The organism is Kitasatospora sp. NPDC054939 (genome assembly GCF_053610105.1).
This window is the reverse complement of sequence record NZ_JBSGXP010000010.1, coordinates 46,915-71,199: the sequence shown is the minus strand read 5'-3', so window position 1 is coordinate 71,199 and position 24,285 is coordinate 46,915. Positions and strand designations below refer to the sequence as shown.

At 73.5% G+C, this 24,285-nt stretch carries 20 protein-coding genes; 16 read left to right on the top strand and 4 right to left on the bottom strand.

The features are described from left to right. Position 1: 1 nt before the first annotated feature. The 8 genes from murG to ACWGB8_RS05125 all read left to right on the top strand — a co-directional run bounded on the left by murG (position 2) and on the right by ACWGB8_RS05125 (position 7,581). On the top strand, positions 2-1,108 hold the full coding sequence (gene murG, locus ACWGB8_RS05160; protein WP_452210399.1) for an undecaprenyldiphospho-muramoylpentapeptide beta-N-acetylglucosaminyltransferase: 1,107 nt from the start codon (positions 2-4) through the stop codon (positions 1,106-1,108). After that, entirely contained in the window at positions 1,101-1,877 is a 777-nt protein-coding gene (locus ACWGB8_RS05155) for a cell division protein FtsQ/DivIB (protein WP_452210397.1), read from the top strand. Before murG ends, ACWGB8_RS05155 begins: the two co-directional genes overlap by 8 nt. A gap of 366 nt (positions 1,878-2,243) precedes the next feature. Further along, the gene (ftsZ, locus tag ACWGB8_RS05150) at positions 2,244-3,461 is read left to right on the top strand and encodes a cell division protein FtsZ (protein ID WP_452210395.1); all 1,218 of its coding nucleotides are present in this window, start codon (positions 2,244-2,246) and stop codon (positions 3,459-3,461) included. Between the two features lie 12 nt (positions 3,462-3,473). Then, entirely contained in the window at positions 3,474-4,208 is a 735-nt protein-coding gene (pgeF, locus tag ACWGB8_RS05145; RefSeq protein WP_452210393.1) for a peptidoglycan editing factor PgeF, read from the top strand. Further along, complete coding sequence (locus tag ACWGB8_RS05140; RefSeq protein WP_452210392.1) at positions 4,205-4,993, top strand: YggS family pyridoxal phosphate-dependent enzyme; 789 nt, start codon at positions 4,205-4,207, stop codon at positions 4,991-4,993. The genes pgeF and ACWGB8_RS05140 overlap by 4 nt, the downstream gene beginning before the upstream one ends. Positions 4,994-5,220: 227 nt before the next feature. Continuing rightward, positions 5,221-5,823, top strand: coding sequence for a cell division protein SepF (locus ACWGB8_RS05135; RefSeq protein WP_452210390.1), 603 nt, complete (start codon positions 5,221-5,223; stop codon positions 5,821-5,823). A 91-nt stretch (positions 5,824-5,914) separates the two neighbouring features. Further along, positions 5,915-6,196, top strand: coding sequence for a YggT family protein (locus tag ACWGB8_RS05130; RefSeq protein WP_452210388.1), 282 nt, complete (start codon positions 5,915-5,917; stop codon positions 6,194-6,196). Between the two features lie 59 nt (positions 6,197-6,255). Continuing rightward, a complete protein-coding gene (locus ACWGB8_RS05125; protein WP_452210386.1) occupies positions 6,256-7,581 on the top strand; it encodes a DivIVA domain-containing protein in 1,326 nt (441 codons plus the stop codon). 197 nt (positions 7,582-7,778) lie between these two features. Here the strand turns inward: ACWGB8_RS05125 and ileS are convergent, their stop codons facing one another. Beyond that, positions 7,779-10,907: an isoleucine--tRNA ligase gene (gene ileS / locus ACWGB8_RS05120; RefSeq protein WP_452210384.1), complete on the bottom strand. Its 3,129-nt coding sequence runs from the start codon at positions 10,905-10,907 to the stop codon at positions 7,779-7,781. 587 nt (positions 10,908-11,494) lie between these two features. On the opposite strand from ileS, the gene ACWGB8_RS05115 reads away from it, so the two are divergent. From ACWGB8_RS05115 to ACWGB8_RS05090, 6 genes are all read left to right on the top strand, one after another. Further along, entirely contained in the window at positions 11,495-12,010 is a 516-nt protein-coding gene (locus ACWGB8_RS05115) for a TraR/DksA family transcriptional regulator (RefSeq protein ID WP_452210382.1), read from the top strand. Between the two features lie 180 nt (positions 12,011-12,190). Further along, a complete protein-coding gene (lspA, locus tag ACWGB8_RS05110; protein WP_452210380.1) occupies positions 12,191-12,808 on the top strand; it encodes a signal peptidase II in 618 nt (205 codons plus the stop codon). 52 nt (positions 12,809-12,860) lie between these two features. After that, on the top strand, positions 12,861-13,799 hold the full coding sequence (locus ACWGB8_RS05105; protein WP_452210379.1) for an RluA family pseudouridine synthase: 939 nt from the start codon (positions 12,861-12,863) through the stop codon (positions 13,797-13,799). Continuing rightward, complete coding sequence (locus ACWGB8_RS05100; protein WP_452210377.1) at positions 13,799-14,257, top strand: GNAT family N-acetyltransferase; 459 nt, start codon at positions 13,799-13,801, stop codon at positions 14,255-14,257. The genes ACWGB8_RS05105 and ACWGB8_RS05100 overlap by 1 nt, the downstream gene beginning before the upstream one ends. 160 nt (positions 14,258-14,417) lie before the next feature. After that, entirely contained in the window at positions 14,418-17,186 is a 2,769-nt protein-coding gene (locus ACWGB8_RS05095) for an alpha/beta fold hydrolase (protein WP_452210375.1), read from the top strand. Further along, positions 17,183-18,040 (top strand): ABC transporter permease, encoded by an 858-nt coding sequence (locus ACWGB8_RS05090; protein ID WP_452210373.1) that lies wholly within the window; start codon positions 17,183-17,185, stop codon positions 18,038-18,040. Before ACWGB8_RS05095 ends, ACWGB8_RS05090 begins: the two co-directional genes overlap by 4 nt. Positions 18,041-18,080: 40 nt before the next feature. On the opposite strand, the gene ACWGB8_RS05085 is transcribed toward ACWGB8_RS05090, so the two are convergent. Further along, a complete protein-coding gene (locus ACWGB8_RS05085) occupies positions 18,081-19,739 on the bottom strand; it encodes an alkaline phosphatase D family protein (protein ID WP_452210428.1) in 1,659 nt (552 codons plus the stop codon). Positions 19,740-19,994: 255 nt separating this feature from the next. Here ACWGB8_RS05085 and ACWGB8_RS05080 point away from each other — a divergent pair, with 255 nt between their 5' ends. Next, positions 19,995-20,576 (top strand): dienelactone hydrolase family protein, encoded by a 582-nt coding sequence (locus ACWGB8_RS05080; RefSeq protein WP_452210371.1) that lies wholly within the window; start codon positions 19,995-19,997, stop codon positions 20,574-20,576. 40 nt (positions 20,577-20,616) lie between these two features. On the opposite strand, the gene ACWGB8_RS05075 is transcribed toward ACWGB8_RS05080, so the two are convergent. Continuing rightward, a complete protein-coding gene (locus ACWGB8_RS05075) occupies positions 20,617-21,789 on the bottom strand; it encodes a winged helix DNA-binding domain-containing protein (RefSeq protein ID WP_452210369.1) in 1,173 nt (390 codons plus the stop codon). Between the two features lie 148 nt (positions 21,790-21,937). Between ACWGB8_RS05075 and ACWGB8_RS05070 the strand changes: the two genes are divergently transcribed. Beyond that, positions 21,938-22,798 carry a hypothetical protein gene (locus tag ACWGB8_RS05070; RefSeq protein ID WP_452210367.1) on the top strand — a complete coding sequence of 287 codons (861 nt, stop codon included), beginning with the start codon at positions 21,938-21,940 and terminating at the stop codon, positions 22,796-22,798. Positions 22,799-22,817: 19 nt separating this feature from the next. Here the strand turns inward: ACWGB8_RS05070 and ACWGB8_RS05065 are convergent, their stop codons facing one another. Beyond that, positions 22,818-24,158: a DUF2252 domain-containing protein gene (locus ACWGB8_RS05065; RefSeq protein WP_452210365.1), complete on the bottom strand. Its 1,341-nt coding sequence runs from the start codon at positions 24,156-24,158 to the stop codon at positions 22,818-22,820. Between the last annotated feature and the right edge of the window lie 127 nt (positions 24,159-24,285).

The following is a 24,285-nucleotide window of genomic DNA, read 5'->3' as shown; positions in this document are numbered from 1 at the left end:
GGTGCATGTCGTACTCGCCGGCGGGGGGACCGCCGGTCACATCGAGCCGGCCCTCGCCCTCGCGGACGCCCTCCGCAGGCACGACCCGTCCATCGGGATCACCGCCCTGGGCACCGAGCGCGGCCTGGAGACCCGGCTGGTACCCGAGCGCGGCTACCAGCTGGAGCTGATCCCGGCCGTCCCGCTGCCCCGCAAGCCCACCCCCGAGCTGATCACCGTGCCGGGCCGGCTGCGCGGCACCGTCCGCGCCGCCCAGGAGATCATCGAGCGGGTCAAGGCGGACGCCGTGGTCGGCTTCGGCGGCTACGTCGCGATGCCCGCGTACCTGGCCGCCAAGCGGGCCGGGGTGCCGATCGTGGTGCACGAGGCCAACGCCCGCCCCGGCCTGGCCAACAAGATCGGCGCCCGCTACAGCGACTTCGTCGCCGTCTCCACGCCGGACAGCAAGCTGCGCGACTCCCGGTACATCGGCATCCCGCTGCGCCGCACCATCGCCACCCTGGACCGCAACGCGGCCCGCCCCGAGGCCCGGCACTACTTCGGCCTCGACCAGCGGCTGCCCACCCTGCTGGTCTCCGGCGGCTCGCAGGGCGCCCGCCGCCTGAACGAGACGATCACCGCGATCGCCCCGCGGCTGCAGCAGTACGGCGTCCAGATCCTGCACGCCGTCGGCCCGAAGAACGAGCTGCCGGTGGTCGACGACATCCCCGGCATGCCGCCGTACCGCGCGGTGCCGTACCTGGACCGGATGGACCTCGCGTACGCCGCCGCCGACCTGATGCTCTGCCGGGCCGGCGCCATGACGGTGGCCGAGCTGGCCGCGGTCGGGCTGCCCGCCGCGTTCGTCCCGCTGCCGATCGGCAACGGCGAGCAGCGGCTGAACGCCCAGCCGATGGTGAAGGCGGGCGGCGGCCTGCTGGTCGACGACGCCGAGCTGACCCCGGACTGGGTGCTGCAGAACGTGCTGCCGGTGCTCACCGACCCGCAGCGGCTCTGGGACATGAGCCGGGCCGCCGCCGAGTTCGGCCGCCGGGACGCCGACGAGCTGCTGGTGGGCATGGTGTACGAGGCGATCGAGGCATCCCGGGGCGGCCGCCGCCGTGGCTGACGGCCGGCTCGCCGACCCGCTGGAGGAGGAGCTGGAGGCCGAGCGGTCGGCCCCCCGGCTCCGCCTCTCCCGGCGGGGCGTCGTGGTGCTGGGTTCGCTCGGCGCCGCGGTGCTGGGCGTGCTGGTCTGGCTGGTGTTCTTCTCCGCGGCCCTGGACGTGCGCAGCGTGGCCGTCCAGGGCGTCACGGACGACCGGCTGACGGCCGACCAGGTCCGCGAGGCGGTCGGCGGGCTGGGCGACGGTCCGCTCGCCCGGGTGGACCTCGCGGAGGTCGAGCGGCGGGTCACCGCGATCCCCCGGGTGGCCCGGGCGGAGGTCTGGCGGGGCTGGCCGCACACCCTGCGGGTGAAGGTCGTTCAGCGCAAGGCGGTGGCCGCCGTCAAGGGGGAGGACGGCCGGTTCACCCAGGTGGACGCGGGTGGCGTGAGCTTCGCCACCGAGTCGGCCCCGCCCGGCGGTGTACCGGTGGTCGAACTGCGACTCAGTCAGCAGGCGAAGGACTCCGGGGAGGTCATTTCCCCGGCCCAACTGGTGCAGGGTGCGGTCACCGTGGCCGCCGGACTGCCCGCCGACGTGGCCCGGCGGGCGGGTGCGGTGCTGGTGCATTCGTACGACGACATCCGGCTGCAGCTCAACGGGGGTGCGACCGTCCGCTGGGGAAGTCCGGAACAGACGGATCGCAAAGCGCGGGTGCTGGTGGCGCTGCTGCATCAGAAGGGTACGAACTTCGATGTGAGTGCGCCGGACGCGCCTGCGGTGTCCGGATGATCCGGTAGGTTCTGTCCCTGGGGGAGGGCTTGACGCGATTCCGCGGCGGCCCGACTCTTGGTGGTCACCCCGGTTTCGTTTGCCGGTCGATGATCACATAGGCTCAAAAGAAAAAGGGAAGCTCGGCGTGTTCGTTGAAACACGAGCCCGGCGCGACCTAGTGTCCTGTGTCACCAGACTGTGCCCCATGGTGATGTGACGGAGGCACAGCATTAACCCTAAAGCTCAAGTTTAGGGTTGGGGTCGGCGGTAGGCATTTCGGACATTCAGTCAGGAACCAGGCTCCCCACCCATCGACATCCGTCGGTACTGAAGCCCCACCGGGCGGCGGGCCGACCCGGAAATTCGAGGCGAGAGGCCTTCGACGTGGCAGCACCGCAGAACTACCTCGCAGTCATCAAGGTCGTCGGTATCGGCGGCGGTGGTGTCAACGCCATCAACCGGATGATCGAGGTCGGTCTCAAGGGCGTCGAGTTCATCGCGATCAACACCGATGCGCAGGCCCTCCTGATGAGCGACGCCGACGTCAAGCTCGATGTGGGCCGTGAACTCACCCGGGGCCTCGGCGCCGGCGCCAACCCCGAGGTCGGCCGGAAGGCCGCCGAGGACCACCGCGAGGAGATCGAGGAGGTCCTCAAGGGGGCCGACATGGTCTTCGTGACCGCCGGCGAGGGCGGTGGCACCGGCACGGGCGGCGCGCCGGTCGTCGCCAACATCGCCCGCTCGCTGGGCGCCCTCACCATCGGCGTGGTCACCCGCCCCTTCACCTTCGAGGGCCGCCGCCGCGCGAACCAGGCCGAGGACGGCATCGCCAGCCTGCGCGAAGAGGTCGACACCCTCATCGTCATCCCCAACGACCGGCTGCTGTCCATCTCGGACCGCCAGGTCAGCGTGCTGGACGCGTTCCGCTCGGCCGACCAGGTGCTGCTCTCCGGCGTCCAGGGCATCACCGACCTGATCACCACCCCGGGTCTGATCAACCTCGACTTCGCCGACGTGAAGTCGGTCATGTCGGAGGCTGGCTCCGCGCTCATGGGCATCGGCTCGGCCCGCGGCGAGGACCGCGCCAAGGCCGCGGCCGTGATGGCGATCTCCTCGCCGCTGCTGGAGGCGTCCATCGATGGCGCCCGCGGCGTGCTGCTCTCCATCTCCGGCGGCTCCGACCTCGGCCTGTTCGAGATCAACGAGTCGGCCCAGCTGGTCAGCGAGGCGGCGCACCCCGAGGCCAACATCATCTTCGGTGCGGTCATCGACGACGCGCTCGGCGACGAGGTCCGGGTCACCGTGATCGCCGCCGGCTTCGACGGCGGTCAGCCGCCGGCCATCGTGCGCGACCCGGTGGTCAAGTCGACCCCGGCCCCGGCCGCCGCTCCGGCCGCGGCGCCCGAGCGCCCGGTCGGCCGCCCGTCGTACGGCAGCATCGGCTCGGTGACCCGCTCCGAGGGCGAGTCCTCCGCGGTCCCGCGGGCGGCCGAGACCCCGGCGGCGACGACCGCCCCGGTGCCGCCGCAGGTACAGCCGGCTCGCCAGCCCTACGTGGAGAGCCCCGCCGAGGAGCTCGACGTCCCCGACTTCTTGAAGTAGGCACTGTCTCCAGTGAGGGATCACGCAGTTCGCCATGGTGCTCACTTCGCCTTCACCGACCGGTGGGGCGGGGTGAGCACTTCGCCGTACGGGGAGCTCAACCTCGGCGGAGCGGTCGGGGACGACCCGGCCGCCGTCCGGGAGAACCGGGCGCTCGCGGCCCGCTCGCTGGGGCTGGACCCGGCCGACGTGGTCTGGATGAACCAGGTGCACGGCGCCGACGTGGCGGTGGTGACGGGGCGCCAGCCGGACGGCACCGCGCCGACCGTCGACGCCGTGGTCACCGACCGGCCGCTCGCGCTGGCGGTGCTCACCGCCGACTGCACCCCGGTCCTGCTGGCCGACCCGGTGGCGGGTGTGGTCGGCGCGGCCCATGCGGGCCGTCCCGGGCTCGCGGCCGGGGTGGTGCCCGCGGTGGTCCGGGCGATGGCCGGTCTGGGCGCCGAGCCCGGGCGGATCACCGCGTACACCGGCCCCGCGGTCTGCGGACGGTGCTACGAGGTGCCGGTCGCGCTGCGCGAGGAGGTCGCCGCGGTGGTGCCGGCCGCGTACGCCGAGACCTCGTGGGGCACTCCGGCGCTGGACGTGGCGGCGGGAGTGGCGGCGCAACTGGCCGCTGCGGGAGTCACCGAGTTGGTGCGATCATCGGTCTGCACCCTCGAATCCGCCGATCACTTCTCCTATCGCCGCGAGCAGCGCACGGGCCGACTCGCGAGCTACGTCTGGTTGGGCTCTGAACTCTCATGACGAACGACATCTACGGACCGTTCCCGGGTGGACCGGAATTCCTCTCCGCGCTGACGGAGGCCCAGCGGGCCCGCTACGAGGAGCTCGGCACCAACCTCGACGTGGTGGAGCGCCGGATCGCCGACGCCTGCGCCGCCGCCGGGCGGGCCCGGGACGAGGTCAGGCTCGTGGTCGTCACCAAGACCTACCCGGCCGAGGACACCGCGCTGCTCGCCGGGCTGGGCGTCACGGACGTCGCGGAGAACCGCGACCAGGACGCCGGCCCCAAGGCGGAGCGCTGCAGAAACCTTCCGCTCGACTGGCACTTCGTCGGCCAGCTGCAGACCAACAAGGTCCGCTCGGTCGTCCGGTACGCGAACCACGTGCACTCGGTGGACCGGCTGCGGCTGGTGGAGTCGCTCTCGGCGGCCGTGCTCAAGGCGGAGCGCCCGGAGCTGGGCTGCCTGGTGCAGGTCGCGCTGGACAAGGAGCACGGCGAGGGCGAGCACCGCGCCGGAGTGGCCCCCGAGGACGTCGGGGCGCTGGCCGACGCCATCGCCGACACGCCCGGGCTGCGGCTGGACGGTGTGATGACGGTCGCTCCGCTCGCCGGCCCGCTGGCCGGCGACCCGGTCCTGGCCTTCGAGCGGCTGGCGGAAATCGCAACCGCCGTACGGGCGGCCCATCCGGCTGCCACCATGGTTTCGGCAGGGATGAGCGGTGATCTGGAGCAGGCCGTGGCCGCCGGAGCGACACATGTGCGCGTCGGAACGGCGGTACTCGGAGTGCGGTCACCCCTCAGGTAACGTCACCGGGTAGTAGATCAGACTGCAGGACAAAATAGGACATAACCTAGCAGCTTTTCAGAGCGCTAGCGAAACCGTGGATCGCAGTTCCGCGGGCCCCACCCACGATTCCTGACCGGCCGTCGGCCTGACGGGCCGTCGCGGGCGGACCGCGGAATCCGCAGGCGGGACCGAACGGTCCGGCCGCCGGGTCGGAGCCGGTCCACCACAGCGGAGGAGACAGGAGCATGGCCGGCGCAATGCGCAAGATGGCGGTCTACCTCGGCCTCGTGGAGGACGAGACGTACGACGGCCAGGGGTACGACCCCGACGACGACTACGACGCGGACCCCGAGCCGATCCGTACCGGGCGTACCGAGGACATCCCGCGTCCCGCCTCCCCGGCGCCCGCGCCGGTCGCCCCGATCACCCCGCAGCCGGTGCCGGCCGCGGTGCCGATCCGGCAGGAGTCCCCGCGGATGGCCCCAGTGTCGTCCATCACACCCGAACGCCGCCACAACCTGGAGAAGAGCGCCCCGGTGATCATGCCCAAGGTAGTGAACGAACGAGAGCCCTACCGCATCACCACGCTGCACCCGAGGACCTACAACGAGGCCCGCACCATCGGGGAACAGTTCCGTGGCGGGACCCCGGTGATCATGAATCTGACCGAGATGGACGACACCGATGCCAAGCGGCTCGTAGACTTCGCCGCTGGACTGGTCTTCGGTCTGCACGGCAGTATCGAGCGCGTGACGCAGAAGGTGTTCCTGCTGTCGCCTGCTAACGTCGATGTCACGGCGGAGGACAAGGCTCGGATCGCCGAGGGTGGGTTCTTCAACCAGAGCTGACCCGTCCACGACTTTACGTGTGGATCCGATCGACAGTGTGTAGCGACAGGCGAAGGCTTGATGGCCCGAGGGCCGGGGAGAGGGAAGCGCGATGGAGATCGTGTGGGCGGTGCTCTACTACGCGCTGACCGTCTTCCTGGTGTTCCTGCTCGTGCGACTGGTCATGGACTGGGTCTTCCAGTTCGCGCGTTCGTGGCGGCCCGGCAAGGCCATGGTTGTGGTGCTGGAGGCCACGTACACTGTCACGGATCCGCCGCTCAAGCTTCTTCGGCGGTTCATTCCGCCGTTGCGTCTCGGGGGCGTGGCGCTCGACCTGTCCTTCTTCGTACTGATGATCATTGTGTATGTCCTGATCTCGCTTGTGCGGCCCTAGTCGTAGGTGAGCGATGCGACAGGATGCCGGTGTGCCGACGATCACGTTGAGGTGAAGAGATGCCATTGACCCCCGAGGACGTTCGGAACAAGCAGTTCACGACCGTCCGCCTGCGCGAAGGCTATGACGAGGACGAGGTCGATGCCTTCCTCGACGAGGTCGAAGCGGAGCTGACCCGACTGCTGCGCGAGAACGAGGACCTGCGCGCCAAGCTGGCCGCGGCGACCCGCGCCGCTGCGCAGAACCAGGCCAACATGCGCAAGGAGCCGCCGCAGGACGCGCGGCCCGGCGCTCCCGTGCCCGCCGCCATATCCGGCCCGCCGGTCCCCGGTCAGCAGGGCCCCGGCCCGCAGCAGATGGGCGGCCCCGGCGGTCAGCAGCAGCAGATGGGCAACCAGCCGCTCGGCCTGCCGTCCGGTGCCCCGCAGCTCCCGGCCGGCCAGGGCGGCCCGATGGGCGGCCCGCAGCAGCAGATGAACCAGACCATGGGCGGCCAGCAGCAGCTGGTCCAGCCGATGGGCGGTCAGATGCTCCAGCCGATGGGTGGCCCCGGCGGCCCCCAGCAGATGGGCAACCCCATGGGCCAGGCCATGGGCCAGGGCATGGGCCAGCAGCAGATGCAGCAGATGGGCGGCCCCATGGGCGGCCCGCAGCAGATGGGCGGCCCGCTCGGCGGCCCGATGCAGCAGCAGCAGCCGCAGCAGAACCCCGGTGGCGACAGCGCAGCCCGCGTCCTGGCGCTCGCTCAGCAGACCGCCGACCAGGCGATCTCCGAGGCCCGCTCCGAGGCCAACAAGATCGTCGGCGAGGCGCGCAGCCGCGCCGAGGGCCTGGAGCGCGACGCCCGCGCCAAGGCCGACGCGCTGGAGCGGGACGCCCAGGAGAAGCACCGCGTCGCCATGGGCTCGCTGGAGTCCGCCCGGGCCACGCTGGAGCGCAAGGTCGAAGACCTCCGGGCGTTCGAGCGCGAGTACCGGACGCGTCTGAAGTCGTACCTGGAGACCCAGCTGCGCCAGCTGGAGTCGCAGGCGGACGACTCGCTCGCCCCGCCGCGCATCCCGGCCACCGCGTCGCTGCCGCCGGCCGCGTCGTCGATGGCTCCGGCCGGTGCGTCGGCCATGGGCAGCGGTGCTCCGAGCTTCGGTGGCAACCAGCCGTCCTTCGGCGGCAACCAGCCCTCGTTCGGCGGGCAGAGCTCGTTCGGCGGCGGCAACGGTGCGCCGAGCTTCGGCGGACCGTCGGCGGGCGGCTCCGGCGCCCCGCAGATGGCCCCGGCCGGGATGACCCAGCCGATGGCGGCCGTCCGGCCGCAGCCCCCGCAGCCGATGCAGCAGGCTCCGGCGCCGATGCGCGGGTTCCTGATCGACGAGGACGGCGACAACTAAGCAGGACGCACGTCGAGGGCGCCCCCGCCGATGACCACGGTCGTCGCGGGGGCGCCCTCGTGCTGTCCGCCGGTCCTGCGGCGCGGTCCTGCGGCGGGTCCTCCGGTGCGCCGGTCCGCGGGTCCGCCGGACCGGGGGCGGGAACGGCGGAGCCGCCGGCACCCCGGGTGGGGGCGCCGGCGGCTCGGGTGGACCGGTCAGGCCTTGCGGAGCTGGAAGGCCAGGCCGAGCGCGTCGTCCGAGAAGGTGTCGGACTGCCAGTCGGCGGCGCCGGCCGCGAAGTCGGTGGCCAGCACCTCCTCGGCGACCAGCGGGCCGTGCTCGGCGATCGCCTCGGCGGTCTCCTCGCTGGTGGCCCGCCAGCGGAGCACGATCCGGTCGGCGACGTCCAGGCCGGAGTTCTTGCGGGCCTCCTGGATCTGGCGGATCGCGTCACGGGCGATGCCCAGCCGCTTGAGCTCGGGGGTGATGGCCAGGTCCAGGGCGACGGTGGCCCCGGACTCGTTGGCGACCGCCCAGCCCTCGCGCGGGGTCTCGGTGATGATCACCTCGTCGGGGGAGAGGCCGACGGTCTCGCCGTTCAGCTCCACCGAGGTGCTGCCGTCGGCGCGCAGCTCGGCCGCGAGCCGGGCGGCGTCGGTGGCGGCGACCGCCTTGGCGACGTCCTGCACGCCCTTGCCGAAACGCTTGCCGAGCGCCCGGAAGTTGGCCTTGGCGCTGGTGTCGACCAGCGAGCCGCCGACCTCGGCGAGCGACTCCAGGGTGGAGACGTTGAGCTCCTCGGCGATCTGCGCACGCAGGTCGGCGGGCAGCTCCTCCCAGCCCTGGGCGGCGATCAGCGCGCGGGAGAGCGGCTGACGGGTCTTCACCCCGGACTCGGCCCGGGTGGCGCGGCCCAGCTCGACCAGGCGGCGGACCAGCGCCATGTGGCGGGAGAGGTCGGTGTCGATCAGCGCCTCGTCCGCCTCGGGCCAGGTGGCGAGGTGCACCGAGGCCGGGGCGTCCGGGGTGACCGGGACGACCAGGTCCTGCCAGACCCGCTCGGTGATGAACGGGGTGAGCGGGGCCATCAGCCGGGTGACGGTCTCCAGCGCCTCGTGCAGGGTGGCGAGTGCGGCGGCGTCGCCCTGCCAGAAGCGGCGACGGCCGCGGCGGACGTACCAGTTGGAGAGGTCGTCGACGAAGGCGGACAGCAGCTTGCCGGCCCGCTGGGTGTCGTACGCCTCCAGGGCCGCGTCGGTCTCCCGGACCAGGGTGTTCAGCTCGGAGAGCACCCAGCGGTCCAGCTGCGGGCGGTCGGCCGGGGCCGGGTCGGCCGCGGACGGGGCCCAGCCGGTGGTGCGGGCGTACAGGGCCTGGAAGGCGACGGTGTTCCAGTAGGTGAGGAGGGTCTTGCGGACCACCTCCTGGATGGTGCCGTGGCCGACCCGGCGGGCCGACCAGGGCGAGCCGCCGGCGGCCATGAACCAGCGGACGGCGTCGGCGCCGTGCTGGTCCATCAGCGGGATCGGCTGCAGGATGTTGCCCAGGTGCTTGGACATCTTGCGGCCGTCCTCGGCCAGGATGTGGCCCAGGCAGACGACGTTCTCGTACGAGCTCTTGTCGAAGACCAGCGTGCCGACCGCCATCAGCGTGTAGAACCAGCCGCGGGTCTGGTCGATCGCCTCGGAGATGAACTGCGCCGGGTAGCGCTTCTCGAACAGCTCCTTGTTGCGGTACGGGTAGCCGTACTGGGCGAAGGGCATGGAGCCCGAGTCGTACCAGGCGTCGATGACCTCCGGCACGCGGGTGGCGGTGCCGGAGCACTCGCGGCAGGCGAAGGTGACGTCGTCGATGAACGGGCGGTGCGGGTCCAGCTCGCTCTGGTCGGTGCCGGTGAGCCCGCTCAGCTCGTCCAGCGAGCCGACGCAGGTGAGGTGGCCCTCCTCGCAGCGCCAGATCGGCAGCGGGGTGCCCCAGTAGCGGTTGCGGCTGAGCGCCCAGTCGATGTTGTTGTTGAGCCAGTCGCCGAAGCGGCCGTGCTTGACCGTCTCGGGGTACCAGTTGGTCGCCTCGTTCTCGCGGATCAGCGCGTCCTTGACGGCGGTGGTCCGGATGTACCAGGACGGCTGCGCGTAGTAGAGCAGCGCGGTGTGGCAGCGCCAGCAGTGCGGGTAGCTGTGCTCGTACGGGAGGTGGCGGAAGAGCAGGTCGCGGGCCTGGAGGTCCTTGACCAGCGCCTCGTCGGCCTTCTTGAAGAACTGGCCGCCTACCAGCGGGACCTCGGGGGAGAAGGTGCCGTCGGCCAGCACCGGGTTGACCACCGGGAGGTCGTACTTGCGGCAGGTCGCGAGGTCGTCCGCGCCGAAGGCGGGCGACTGGTGGACGATGCCGGTGCCGTCCTCGGTGGTGACGTAGTCGGCGTTGAGGACGTAGTGCGCGTTCTCGATCTCGACCAGGTCGAAGGGGCGGCGGTACGCCCAGCGCTCCATCTGGGCGCCGGTGAACGACTGCCCGGTGGTCTCCCAGCCCTCGCCGAGCGCCTTGCCGACCAGCGGCTCGGCGACGACCAGCTTCTCGCTGCCGTCGGTGGCCACCACGTAGGTGACGTCCGGGTGCACGGCGGCGGCGGTGTTGGAGACCAGGGTCCACGGGGTGGTCGTCCAGACCAGCAGCGCGGCCTCGCCGGCCAGCGGGCCGGAGGTCAGCGGGAAGCGGACGTAGACCGAGGGGTCGACGACGGTCTCGTAGCCCTGGGCCAGCTCGTGGTCGGACAGGCCGGTGCCGCAGCGCGGGCACCAGGGGGCGACCCGGTGGTCCTGGACCAGCAGGCCCTTGTCGAAGATCTGCTTCAGCGACCACCAGACGGACTGGATGTAGGAGGGGTCCATCGTGCGGTACGCCTCGTCGAGGTCGACCCAGTAGCCCATCCGCTCGGTGAGCTTGGCGAACTCGTCGGTGTGCCGGGTCACCGACTCGCGGCACCTGGCGTTGAACTCGGCGATGCCGTACGCCTCGATGTCCTGCTTGCCGGCGAAGCCGAGCTCCTTCTCGACGGCCAGCTCGACCGGGAGGCCGTGGCAGTCCCAGCCGGCCTTGCGGGCGACGTGGTAGCCCTTCATCGTCCGGTAGCGCGGGAACACGTCCTTGAAGACGCGGGCCTCGATGTGGTGGGCGCCGGGCATGCCGTTGGCGGTCGGCGGTCCCTCGTAGAAGACCCACTCGGGGCGGCCCTCGGACTGCTCCAGGCTGCGGCGGAAGACCTTGTTGTCCTGCCAGAAGGACAGGATCTGGTGCTCCAGCGCGGGCAGGTCGACCTGCGCGGGGACGGAGTTGTAGGTGCTCATCGCGGGTTTCGAACCTCCGGCGGACGTGGACTGGATCCTCCGGAGGGACGAGACGGCATGCCGCCCCGCGGTACCACCCTCCTTGGCCGCGCGGACACTGCCGCGGCCCTCTTGTTTGGGCTTGCTGCCGGGTCTAGTGGGCCGTACGGCCGTTCTTCCGGCGGCTCCGGGGTGATCTTCCCGCCGCGCACACCCCCGGGCTCGCACCGTCCCCGGGTCGCTGGTGGCTGCGTACTGCGGTACTCGTCCCATCTGCGCCTTGCAGGCCCAGTGTATCGGCCGGTGCAAATCGATTCGTCCGCCGCGAACCGCGTGGTTAGCGGGGGGTTTACGGGGCACAACTCTGTTCGGCGTGCGGCCCGGGCGGTTGGGACGGCTGGCCGGGTGGGATCAGGGCGAGGCGCCGGTATGTCATGTTGTGACCGGATTTGATGGGGATTATCGTTCCGGCACTGGAGGCCGCCGGGAACCGGCGGCTCGATTCGTTCGTAGATGGGGTCGAAGCCATGGCTCAGAAGGCAACCGGCGCGGGTACCGCCACCAAGCGGACACGCAACGCCGTGGCAGGCGATTCAGGGGAGGGGACCGTGACCACTACCGCACGGCACAAGACCACCACCGACTCCGCGCACTCCGCGGCGGGCGGCCGAACCCGGTCGACCGTCGTCGGGGACCCGCGGCCGAGCGGCGGCGCCGAGTCGGTCGACCCGGCCGAACTGCCGGTCCGCCCGGGCGAGGACCCGTGGACCTCGGAGGAGGTGCACGAGCTGCACGCCGAGCTGATCAGCGAGCTGGAGCGGCTGCAGGCCGAGATCGGGGCCGCCGAGGCGGCCATCACCGGCCTGATGCGCGACTCCAACGACGGAGCCGGCGACGACCAGGTGGACGCCGGTACGAAGAACATCTCCCGGGAGAGCGAGCTCGCGCTCGCCAACAACGCCCGCGACAGCCTCGCCCAGGCCGAGCGCGCCCTGGCCCGCCTGGAGGGCGTCGGCTTCGGCATCTGCGAGTCCTGCGGCCAGGCCATCGGCAAGGCCCGGATGCAGGCGTTCCCCCGGGCGACGCTCTGCGTCCAGTGCAAGGCCAAGCAGGAACGCCGCTGACCGGGGCGACGGATGGGGTCGGGCTTGCCGTACGCTCGACCCCGTAGCATCGGCCACCCTCCCCCGCACGCCCGGTCGGGGGGACCTCCATCGGCAGCGGAGCGGATCATCAGTACGCCAGGTTCCCCCCAGACCAGGGACGACGCCGTCCCGACCGGCACGGACGTCGTGGAGGTTGCCGTGGCCGAAGCGCCGCAGCCCGGTGACGCCGAGCGGGCGGCCGAGGCCGTCGCGGGCCCCGGGGCCGGCCCGGCGGACCAGCGGCCCGCCGCGGCGCAGCCCGCCGAGCCTGACCGCGGGCACCGGCGGATCGGCGTGCTCCTGGTGGTGGCACTGCTCGCCTTCGTGATCGACCTCGGCAGCAAGCTGCTGGTGGTCGCCCGGCTGGAGAACGAGCCGACCATCAAGGTGATCGGCGACGTGATGACCTTCCAGGTCATCCGCAACTCCGGCGCCGCCTTCGGCATGGGCCAGGCGCTGACCGTGGTGTTCACCATGATCGCCTCGGCGGTCATCGTGGTGATCTGGCGGATCGCGCGGAAGCTCTACAGCCTGCCCTGGGCGGTCGCGCTCGGCCTGCTGCTCGGCGGGGCGCTCGGCAACCTCGCCGACCGGCTGTTCCGCTCGCCCGGCGTCTTCCGCGGGCACGTGGTGGACTTCATCTCCGTCCAGCACTTCGCGGTCTTCAACCTCGCCGACTCGGCGATCGTCTGCGGCGGCATCCTGGTCGTCCTGCTCTCCTTCAAGGGCAGCAACCCGGACGGCACCGTCCACCAGCCCGCGGCCAAGGGGGAGTAGCCCCGGGCGCACCCGGTCCGGGCGGCTCCCGCCGTCCGGCATACTCGTACGGGTGAGTACCGCAGCGCAGATCCGAAGCCTCCCCGTACCCGACGGCCTGGAGGGCGAGCGCCTCGACGCCGCCCTGGCCCGGATGTTCGGCTTCTCCCGGACCAAGGCCGCCGAGCTGGCCGCCGACGGCAAGGTGACGCTCGACGGAGCCGTGGCCGGCAAGTCGGACCGGGTGACCGCAGGATCCTGGCTCGAGGTCGAGATCCCGGCCCCCGCCGCCCCCGTGCGGATCGTCGCCGAGCACGTCGAAGGCATGCGCATCGTCCACGACGACGCGGACATCGTGCTCGTCGACAAGCCGATCGGCGTCGCCGCCCACCCCAGCCCCGGCTGGACCGGACCGACCGTGATCGGCGGCCTCGCCGCCGCCGGGTACCGGATCTCCACCTCGGGGGCCGCCGAGCGCCAGGGCATCGTGCACCGGCTCGACGTCGGCACCTCCGGGCTGATGGTGGTCGCCAAGTCGGAGCGCGCCTACACCGACCTCAAGCGCCAGTTCCACGACCGGGTGACCGAGAAGAAGTACCACACGCTGGTGCAGGGCCACCCCGACCCGATGAGCGGCACCGTCGACGCACCGATCGGCCGCCACCCCAGCTCGGACTGGAAGTGGGCGGTCACCCGCGACGGCAAGGCCTCCATCACCCACTACGACCTGATCGAGGCGTACCGGGCGGCCTCGCTGCTCGACATCAAGCTGGAGACCGGCCGCACCCACCAGATCCGGGTGCACATGTCCGCGCTGCGCCACCCCTGCGTCGGCGACCTCACCTACGGCGCCGACCCGACCCTCGCCAAGCGCCTCGGCCTGACCCGGCAGTGGCTGCACGCCGTCTCGCTCGCCTTCGAGCACCCGGCGGACGGCGGCTGGGTGCAGTTCGAGAGCGAGTACCCGGCGGACCTGCAGAACGCGCTGGACACCATCGCGGCGGAGAGCTGATGGAGCCGGTGCTGCGGGTCGCGGAGAGCGAGGAGGACCTCGCCCGGGTGCGCCGCGTCCGGCACGAGGTCTTCGTGGTCGAGCAGGACGTCCCCGAGGAGCTGGAGTACGACGAGCTGGACGCCACCTCGGTGCACGTCCTGGCGCTCGCCGCGGACGGCAGCCCGCTCGGCACCGGGCGGCTGATCCACGGCGCCGAGGCGCTGAAGCTGACCGGCACCGAGGGCCGGGTGCTGCTCGGCCGGCTCGCCGTGGTGCGGGCCGCCCGCGGCACCGGGCTCGGCGCGGCGCTGGTCCGGGCCCTGGAGCGGGCCGGGCGCGAGCACGGCGGAACCGAGCTGGAGCTGCACGCCCAGGTGCAGGCGCTGGGCTTCTACGAGCGGCTCGGCTACACCGCGCAGGGTCCGGTCTACCAGGACGCCGGGATCCCGCACCGGACGATGACCCGGGCGCTGTAGGGATCGCCGGACACGCCCTGGGGCCCTTGACGCCCTCCCCCGCACGGCTGCGGGGGAGGGCGTCCGGCTGTCGGGGCGGGGCGTCCGGCGGCCGGAGTGCGAGGGGCTGCGGGACGCCTTTATCGGAGTCCTACCGGGGCCGCGGATACGATCACTATCCATGAATCTCGGTGGGGTATGGCGCCGCCTGCGCACGACACCTCCCGGCCGCCGACTGCTCGCCGGCGCCGTGGCGCTGGCGGTGGTGCTGGGCGGCGGGGCAGCGGTGGCCGTGGCCGGCGGCGACGAGGCGGCCGTCCGGCAGGAGGACCGGTTCCTCGCCATGCCGGAAGAGCCCGGCGGCGAGCGGACGATCCAGCTCGACACGTCCTTCTTCACGACGGGCAGCAGCCCGCGCCCGGCGGTCCTGCTCGGCCACGGCTTCGGCGGCAGCAAGCAGGGCGAGCGCGACCGCGCCCGGCAGCTGGCCCGGGCCGGCTACGCGGTGCTGACCTGGTCGGCGCGCGGCTTCGGCGACTCCGGCGGGCGGATCGGCCTCAACGACCCCGACCGGGAGATCGCCGACGTCCGCCGGCTGGTCGACTGGCTGGCGCAGCGGCCCGAGGTGCGGCTCGACGCGGCCGGCGACCCGCGGGTCGGGATCACCGGCGCCTCGTACGGGGGCGGTGCGGCGCTGCTCGGCTCCGCCCACGACCCCCGGATCGACGCGGTGGCCACCCAGGTGACCTGGTGGAACCTGGCCGACGCGCTGTTCCCGCAGGGGGTGCGCGACTCGGGCGCCGCCGACGGGGTGTTCAAGAAGCTGTGGGCCGGGATCTTCTTCACCACCGGCTCGGCCGGCGACCTGGCCGCCCCCGCCGGCGGGCCCGCGAAGGAGCGCCGGCCGGACGAGCCGGTCGGCTGCGGGCGCTTCCTGGCGAGCCTCTGCGCGATGTACGACCGGGTCGCCACCAACGGGCACGCCGACCCGGAGGCGCTCGCTCTGCTGGAGCGCTCCAGCCCGTCCTCGGTGGCCGGGCGGCTGAAGACGCCGACCCTGGTCGTCCAGGGGCAGCAGGACTCGCTCTTCCCGCTCGACCACGGCGACGCCATCGCCCGCGCGGTGGCGGCCAACGGCGCGCCGGTCGCGGTGGACTGGTTCGCCGGCGGGCACGACGGCGGCACCGACACCAGCGAGCGGGTCGACGCCCGGATCACCGGCTGGTTCGACCGGTACCTGAAGCACGGCGGCGCCGACACCGGACCGGCGTTCCGGGTCACCCGCACCGGCGGGCTGGACTCCACCGGCTTCCAGGCCGTGCTGCGCGGCGCCTCCGCCGACGCCTACCCCGGGCTCGGCGGCACCGGCAGCCGTACGGTCGAGCTGGCCGGCGCCGAGCAGTCCTTCGCCAACCCGCCCGGCGGGGCCCCGCCCAACATCTCGGCACTGCCCGGCATCGGCGGCGCGCTCAGCCAGGCGTCCTCGCTCGGCGTGGGCCTCTCGATGGACTTCCCCGGCCAGTACGCGGGCTTCGACTCCGCGCCGCTGGACACCCCGCTGCACCTCACCGGGCAGCCCTCGGTGGCCGTCAGGGTCCGCGCCGACCGGCCGGACGCGGTGCTCTTCGCCAAGCTCTACGACCTCGGGCCGGACGGCAAGCAGAGCCTGCCGCAGCAGCTGGTCGCCCCGCTGCGGGTGACCGGCGCGGACGGCCCCGAGGGGCGGACCGTCACCGTGGCGCTGCCCGCGGTCGACCACACCTTCCCGGCCGGGCACCGGCTGCGCCTGGTGCTGGCGAGCACCGACCTCGGGTACGCCTCGCCGGCCGAGCCCGCCGACTACACGGTGGCGGTGGCCGGACCGGTGACCCTGCCGACCGTGGACGCCCTGGTCACCGAGGCCGCGCCGCTGCCCGCCCGGACGTGGCTGCTGCCGCTGCTGGGCCTCGCGGTGGCGGCCGGCCTGCTGCTGGCCGGCCGCCGGCGGCGGGTGCGCGGACCGGCCTTCGACCCGGCGCTCGCCGAGGTGCCGCTGCAGATCACCGGGCTGAGCAAGCGCTACCGGGGCGCCGCCGACCGGTACGCCGTCCGGGAGCTGGGCTTCCGGGTGGAGCGCGGGCAGGTGCTCGGCCTGCTCGGGCCCAACGGCGCCGGCAAGACCACCACGCTGCGGATGCTGATGGGCCTGATCCGGCCGGACGCCGGGGAGATCCGGATCTTCGGGCACGCGGTGCGGGCGGGTGCGCCGGTGCTCTCCCGGGTCGGCGCCTTCGTCGAGGGCGCGGGCTTCCTGCCGCACCTGACCGGCCGGGCCAACCTGCAGCTGTACTGGCAGGCCACCGGCCGCCCCGCGGAGGACTCGCACCTGGACGAGGCGCTCGCGATCGCCGACCTCGGCGAGGCGCTGGACCGCGCGGTGCGCACCTACTCGCAGGGCATGCGCCAGCGGCTGGCGATCGCCCAGGCCATGCTGGGGATGCCGGACCTGCTGATCCTGGACGAGCCGACCAACGGGCTCGACCCGCCGCAGATCCGCGAGATGCGCGAGGTGATGATCCGGTACGCGGCCGCCGGACGGACCGTCATCGTCTCCAGCCACCTGCTCTCCGAGGTCGAGCAGAGCTGCACCGACCTGGTGGTGATGGACCGCGGCCGGCTGGTCACCACCGGCGCGGTGGCCGAGATCGTCGGTGCGGGCGACCTGCTGTTCGTCGGCACGGCCGACTCGTACGGCGCCGAGGAGCTGGCCGCCGCGGCGGACAAGGCGGCCGGGCTGCCCGGCGTCGGGTCGGCGGAGGCCGTGGACGGCGGGCTGCTGGTGCGGCTCGACGGGCTGGCGGCGGACCGGCTGATCGCCGAACTGGTGCGCCTGGGCGTGCCGGTCCGGCAGGCCGGGCCGCACCGCCGGCTGGAGGACGCGTTCCTGTCACTGATCGGAGGTCCGGCGTGAGTGCCGTGCTGTCGCCCGACCACGCCGCGGGCTACGCGCCCGGGCGGACGCTGCCGCTGCGGATCGAGGCGGTGCGCCAACTGAAGCGCCGACGCACCCTGGTGGTCGGCGGGGCGCTGGCCGCCCTGCCGTTCCTCATCCTGGCGGCGTTCCAGATCGGCGGCAGCCCCGGGCGGGAGGGCCGGACCAGCTTCATCGAGCTGGCCACCGCCTCCGGGCTGAACTTCGCCACCACCATGCTCTTCATGGGGACCGGCTTCCTGCTGGTGATCCCGGTCGCGCTGTTCTGCGGGGACACCGTGGCCTCCGAGGCGAGCTGGTCCTCGCTGCGCTACCTGCTGGCCGCGCCGGTGCCCCGGGCCCGGCTGCTGGCCCGCAAGTTCGCGGTCGGGCTGGCCTTCTCGGCGGCGGCGATCGTGCTGCTGCCGGCCGTCGGCCTGGTGGTGGGCACCGTCGCGTACGGCTGGGGCGACCTCAAGCTGCCGGCCGGGGCGACCCTGCCGGCCGGCGAGGCGCTGCCCCGGCTGGCGGTCGCGGTGGCGTTCGTCTTCCTGAGCCAGCTGGTGATCGCGGCGCTGGCGTTCTGGCTCTCCACGGCGACCGACGCGCCGCTCGGAGCCGTCGGCGGGGCGGTGTTCGCCTCGATCGTCACCGGGGTGCTGGACGCCGTCACCGCGCTCGGCGACCTGCGCGCCTGGCTGCCCGCGCACTGGCAGTACTCCTGGGCGGACGCCCTGCAGCCGCAGCCCGAGTGGGGCGGCATGCTGCAGGGCGTCTCGCTGTCCTTCTCCTACGCCGTGGTGCTGCTGGCGCTGGCCTTCCGGGGGTTCGCCCGCAAGGACGTGGTGTCCTGAGGGCGGGCCCGGCGGGCCGGGCCGGGCCTACTCCGCGGGCCTACTTCACCGGGGCGTCGGCCCGCTCGATCTGCTGCGTGCCGGACTTGGTCCGGTACGAGCGGGCCCACTTGCTGGTGGCGTCCTTTCGGGTGCGGTCGGAGATGACGTAGTAGTCCATCTGGGTCCGGGCCGGGGTGATGTCCAGGACGCCGTAGCCGTGCGAGTCCAGGTCGATCCACTTGATGTGCGGGTTGGCGGTCCGCAGGGCGGCGGTGGCGGCCAGCGACACCGTCTGCGGCGCGACCTTGAGGATGTCGTCGATGTTGTCGGAGGTCACCGAGGTGACCACGAACTCGGTCGCCAGGCTGTCGGAGAGCGGGTAGGTGGCGGCCTCCTCCGGCACCTCTGCGGCCCAGGCCGAGTGGATGTCGCCGGTCAGGAAGACGGTGTTGCGGATGCCCTGCGACTTGAGGTGGCCGAGGATCTCGCGGCGGTCCTTGGTGTAGCCGTCCCACTGGTCGGTGTTGACGGCCAGGCCCTCCTCGGGCAGGCCGAGCATCTTGGACAGCGGGCGCAGCAGGTAGCCGGGCAGCGAGAAGAGGGCGACCGGGGAGATCATCACCTCGTTGCCGATCAGCTTCCAGGTGGTGTCGGAGGCCGACAGTCCGGCCTTCAGCCAGTCGAGCTGGGCCCGGCCGGTGAGGGTGCGGTCCGCCGAGTCGACGTCCCCGTTGCCGGTCTTGACCTGCTGCGAGCGGAACGAGCGCAGGTCGAGCAGGTGCAGGTCGGCCAGCTTGCCGTAGCGCAGGCGGCGGAAGGTGGTGCCGGCGATCGACGGGCGGACCGGCATCCACTCGAAGTAGGCCTGCTTGGCGGCGGCCATCCGGGCGGCCCAGTCGCCCTCGGTGCCGGGGGTGTGGTTGCCGGCGCCGCCGGACCAGGCGTCGTCGGCGAACTCGTGGTCGTCCCAGACGGCGATCACCGGGAGCTGGGCGTGCAGGGTCTGCAGGTCCTCGTCCGTCTTGTACCGGCCGTGCCGGATCCGGTAGTCGGCGAGGGTGGTGATCTCGTGGGCCGGGGCGTGCGGGCGCACGACCGAGCCGCGGGCGCAGTACTCGCCGGTCTTGTACTCGTAGATGTAGTCGCCCAGGAAGAGCAGGGCGTCCAGGTCGCCGCGGGCCGCCAGGTGGCGGTAGGCGGAGAACCAGCCGGCCTCCCAGTTGGCGCAGGAGGCCACGCCGAAGCGCAGCCGGTCGACGGCGGCGTCGGTGGCCGGGGTGGTGCGGGTCCGGGCGACCGGCGAGGTGGTCGCGCCCGCGGTGAAGCGGTACCAGTACGAGGTGTCCGGGGCCAGGCCGCGGACGTCGGCCTTGACGGTGTGGTCGGTGGCGGCGGTCGCGGTGACCGTGCCGGAGGCGACCACGTCGGCGAAGCCCTTGTCGGTGGCGAGCTGCCAGAGCACCTCGGTGTCGGGGCCGGCGCCGGAGCCGGGGACGGCCTCCGGGGTGGGGGTCACCCGGGTCCAGAGCAGGATGCCGTCGGGCAGCGGGTCGCCGGAGGCGACGCCGTGGAGGAACTGCGGGGCCGATCCGGCAGCGGCGGCGGCCGGTCCGGCGAGGGTGAGCGGGAGGGCGGCGGCACCGGCGGCTATCGCGGTGGCCTTCAGCACCTGGCGGCGGGCGGGGCCGGCCGGGACGGCGGCCGGGGAATCGGTCATGTCATCGACAAGATCAGTCACGGCGGACAGGCTACCGGTCGGTAAGGGGGTGCTGTGTACGTTGAACTGACTGTTCGTCGAGGCGTTACCCCCGCCTTCCGGCGGGGATCGGGACCGGGGCGCCCTCCACCGGGCCGACCTGCGGCGTTGCGGCGGCGCGCAGGACGGGGAGCGGACGGGTGCGAGCGGGCGTTGTCGGTCCGGTGGGGGAGGATGGGGGGTTGACCGACCGTCCGCCGCTCCGAAGGGACCCCCGTGGCCCAGATCCTCCTCCTCCACTCCGTGTACGGCCTGCGCCCGGGGGTGCACGCCGCCGCCGACCGGCTGCGCGCGGCCGGCCACACCGTCCACACCCCCGACCTGTTCGACGGGCGGACCTTCGACGACGTCGAGGAGGGCATGGCGTACAAGGAGGAGCTCGGCTCGGACGAACTGCTCCGCCGCGCGGTCGCCGCGGCGGCCCCGCTGCTCACCCCCGGCAGCCCGCTGGTCTACGCCGGACTCTCGCTCGGGGCGGCGCTCGCCCAGAACCTCGCCCTCGCCGACGAGCACGCCCGCGGCCTGCTGCTCCTGCACGGCACCTCGGACCTGCGCGAGGACGCGGCCACCTCGATCGCCGTCCAGCTGCACATCGCCGACCCGGACCCGTTCGAGTCCGAGGACTGGCTGAACGCCTGGTACCTGAACATGCGCAAGGCCGGGGCCGACGTCGAGGTCCACCGCTACCGGGGGGCCGGGCACGTGTACACCGACCCGGACCTCGCCGACTACGACCGGGAGGCGGCCGAGCTGACCTGGACGCTGGCGCTGGAGTTCCTGGCGGAGCTGGACGGCTGACGCGCCGTCCGGCGGCCGCCCCCGGACGGCGGGAAGGGGCTCAGGCGTGCGGCCCGACCGCGACCCTGCCGATCGTCAGCTCCGGCCGGGCCTGCAGCACTTCGCCGACCCGGGTGGCCTGGTCGGCCAGCTCGTGCTGCCGGGCCCGGCTCAGGCGGGCCAGCGGCTCCACGGTGACCTCCAGCCGGCGGCCCGCCCGCCGGTGGTGCCAGACCCCGGCCACCGTGCCGTCGACCAGCAGCACCGGGAAGTTGCCGGCCTGGCCGCGGGAGAGCGCCCGGTCGGCGGCCGACCCGGGGAACAGCAGCTCACGGGGGTGGCAGCCGACGGTGTACGCGTCGAAGTAGGGCAGCAGGCGGACCCCGGTCGGGCCGCCCCCGGCCGGCGGCTCCGGGAGCTCGTCGCCGGCGTTCACCCAGGCCGGGGTCCCGTCGAGGTCGACCTGCCGGAGGTCGTCGGCGCAGCGCTCGAAGAGCTGCCGGGCCCAAACGGCGGGGGCGGCCAGCCAGCGGGCGACGTGCTCGGGGGTGGCCGGGCCGTAGGCGTGCAGGTAGCGGCGCAGCAGGGCGGCGCAGGCCGGGTCGGGGTCGGCGGGGGCGAAGCCCGGGACCAGCAGCCGCGGGGCGGTGTAGGTGGCCCGGCGGGCCCGGTCCGGGCCGAAGCAGAGGGCGCCCCGGGCCGCGGCGAGCGGGAGGGCCTGGCGCCAGCGCGGCCACATGCCCTGGAAGGCGGGCATCACCGGGTCGCCCGCCCACGGGCCGGTCGCGGCGACCACCTGCTCGCCCAGCTCCTCGGCGGTCAGCGGGGTGCCGGCCGCGGTCAGGGCCGCGTCGATCGCGGCGATCACCTGCTCGGTCTGCTCCCCGGTCATCCGCATCCGCTCGGGCACCGCCCCGCGGGCGGTCGGCACGGCGCCCAGCGCGCCGGTCCACAGGGCAAGACCGGCGGCGGGGAGCAGGTGCACGGTGCCGCGCGGGCCGAAGGTCTTCACCAGACTGCCGTCCCGGAGCGCCGCGCGGACGTCCTCCCGGGTGCCGGTCGCCGTCCGCAGTGCGAGGGACAGCTCGGCCGCGGACATCACCTGGGCGTGCGCCCCGCAGATCGCGCCGGCCACCTCGGCTGGTGCGGCGAACGCGGCGGGGGCGGCCAGCCTGTGCCGGGCGAGCCGGCGGGCGCAGACCTGCGCCCAGGTGAGGCGTGGCAGCTCGGTCATCGGGGGGGCACCTCCGCGCGGACGGGATCTCGGAAGGCCGACGGTAGTGCCGAAGGCGGCCAGGTGCTGTCCTACTGGGGGAGCCGGGGGAGCCGGGGGAGCCGGGGGAGCCGGGAGAGCCGTGCGGGCCGTGCGGGAGGATGGCGGCATGGTGGAGCGGACGTGGGACCACGCGCCGGCGGGCAGCCTGCCGGGCCTGCTGCAGCGCGGACGGGGGCTGGGCGCGCGGATGGCGGCCGAGGAGCCGGCCGCGGCCGAGCTGGTGTGCGGCTGCATCCGCTGGGAGTGGCGCTGGGACGAGCGGGTGGACCACCGGGCGCTGTACCTGGCGCGGCTGCTCCGGGACCTCGCGCTGCCGCTCGGCCCGGTGGCGGAGCTGCTGGCGGCCGGTGAGGGGCCGCGGCGGCGGGCCGCGGCCGTCCTGGGGCTGCTGGCGCTCGGCGGCGACGGGCCGGCGCAGGAGGCCCGCCGGGCGCTGGACGGGGTCGCCGGGAGCGGTGAGCACCCGGCCGGGGAGGCGGGGCGGCGCTCCCGCCGGACGCCGGTGCACCCGGTGCCCGCGGTGCGCCGTGATGCGGTCGGCACCCCGGCCGGCACCCCGGGCGACGAGCCGGACGGCGTCGGGCGGCTGGTCGCGGAGCTGGAGCGCTGCTGGGTGGCGCAGGAGTGGTGCGGGCCGGACGGGCCGGCCCGCGAGCTGGCGCGCCACGGGGCCGGGGCGGCGGGTGCGGTGTCGCTGCTGCGCCGGTTCTGGCTGTGGACGCCGCACTCGTCCGAGCGGGCGGCCTACCTGGAGGCGCTGGCGGCCGTCGGCCCGGCCGGGCTCGGCGAGGTGTACACCGAGTGCCTGTGGGACTGCGAGGCGCCCTCCCGGATGCTGGCCGTGCGGCGGGCGCCGGACACCCCGGAGGTACGGGAGCGGCTGGCGTACCTGCGGGACGACCCGCTGGAGGACCCCGCGGTGCGGGCCGCCGCCGGCGAGCGGTCGGCGGCGGCCCCCACCCGCTGAGGTGCGCGGGCGGGCCGGCTCACAGGCCGGGGATGCGCCCGTTGCGGAAGAGGTCCACGAAGATCTGGTGGTCCTGCCGGGCACGGGCCCCGTAGGCGTGCGCGAAGTCGACCAGCGTCCGGGTGAAGCCCGCCTCGTCGCGGGCGATCGCCTCGTCGATGGCGTGCTCGGTGGAGAACGGCACCAGGCTGTGGCCGCTGGAGGACTCGTCGGCGGCGGCGTGCATGACGGCGGTGGCGCGGCCGAGGTGGTCGATCACCGAGCGCAGGTCGGCGGGCTCGTTGAGGTCGGTCCAGTCGAGGTCGGTGGCGTACGGGGAGACCTCGGCGACGAGCTGGCCGCGGCCGTGCAGCGTGGTGTGGCCGAGCCACGGGTCGCTGTGGTCCTGGAGGGCGCGCTGGGAGATGACCGTGCGGTGGCCCTCGTGCTGGAAGTAGCCGGCGATGGCGGGGTCGGTGACGTGCCGGGAGACGGCCGGGGTCTGGCCCTGCTTCATGTAGATGACGACGTCGTTCTCCAGCGCGTCGGTGTGGCCCTCCAGCAGCAGGTTGTACGAGGGCAGCCCGGCGCTGCCGATGCCGATCCCGCGGCGGCCGACGACGTCCTTGACCCGCAGCGAGTCGGGGCGGGTGCGGGAGGCGGGCGGCAGGGTGGAGAGGTAGTCCTGGAAGGCGGTGAGCACCTCGGCCTTGGTGGGCTCGTCCAGCTCGACGGCCCCGCCGCCGGTGCGGAAGCGGCGCTCGTAGCCGTCGACCACGGTGTCGGCCTCCAGCAGGGCGACCCGGGTCTGCAGACGGGCCCGGCGCAGGGTGTCGAGGATCGGGCCCTGCGCGGTGTCGAGGGTGAAGGCGGCGGCGCGGCCCCCGTGGGCGAGGTGGGCGATCTCGCGGCGGTAGGCGGCGGCGAAGACGGTGACCAGCTCGGTGATGGTGTCGTCGGAGAGCGCCTTGGCGTAGCCGATCAGGGCGAGCGAGGCGGCGAGCCGCTGGACGTCCCAGGTGAAGGCGCCGACGTAGGCCTCGTCGAAGTCGTTGACGTTGAAGACCAGCCGGCCCTCGGCGTTGAGGTAGGTGCCGAAGTTCTCGGCGTGCAGGTCGCCGTGGATCCAGACCCGGCTGGTGCGCTCGTCCAGGTGGGTGGCGCCGTACCCGTCGTAGGGGGCGGTGGTGAGGTCGGCGTAGTAGAGGCCGGCGGTGCCCCGGTAGAAGGCGAAGGCGGAGGCGGCCATCTTCCGGAACTTCACCCGGAAGGCGGCCGGATCCCGGGCCAGCAGGGTGCCGAAGGACTCCTCGAAGACCCGGAGGATCGTCTCGGCGCGCTCGGGCTCGCGGAGGGCGGCGGTCAGCTGCTGGTCGGCCATGTGTCGGGTTCCCTCGGGACGGAGACGGTGGTTTCCGGAGGCTAGAGTAGGAGGGTGAACGCGTGAGAGCTGGTCCGGGCCCTGGCAGTGGCTCGGACCTCAATTGTTTGCACCCTCTCCCGTGACC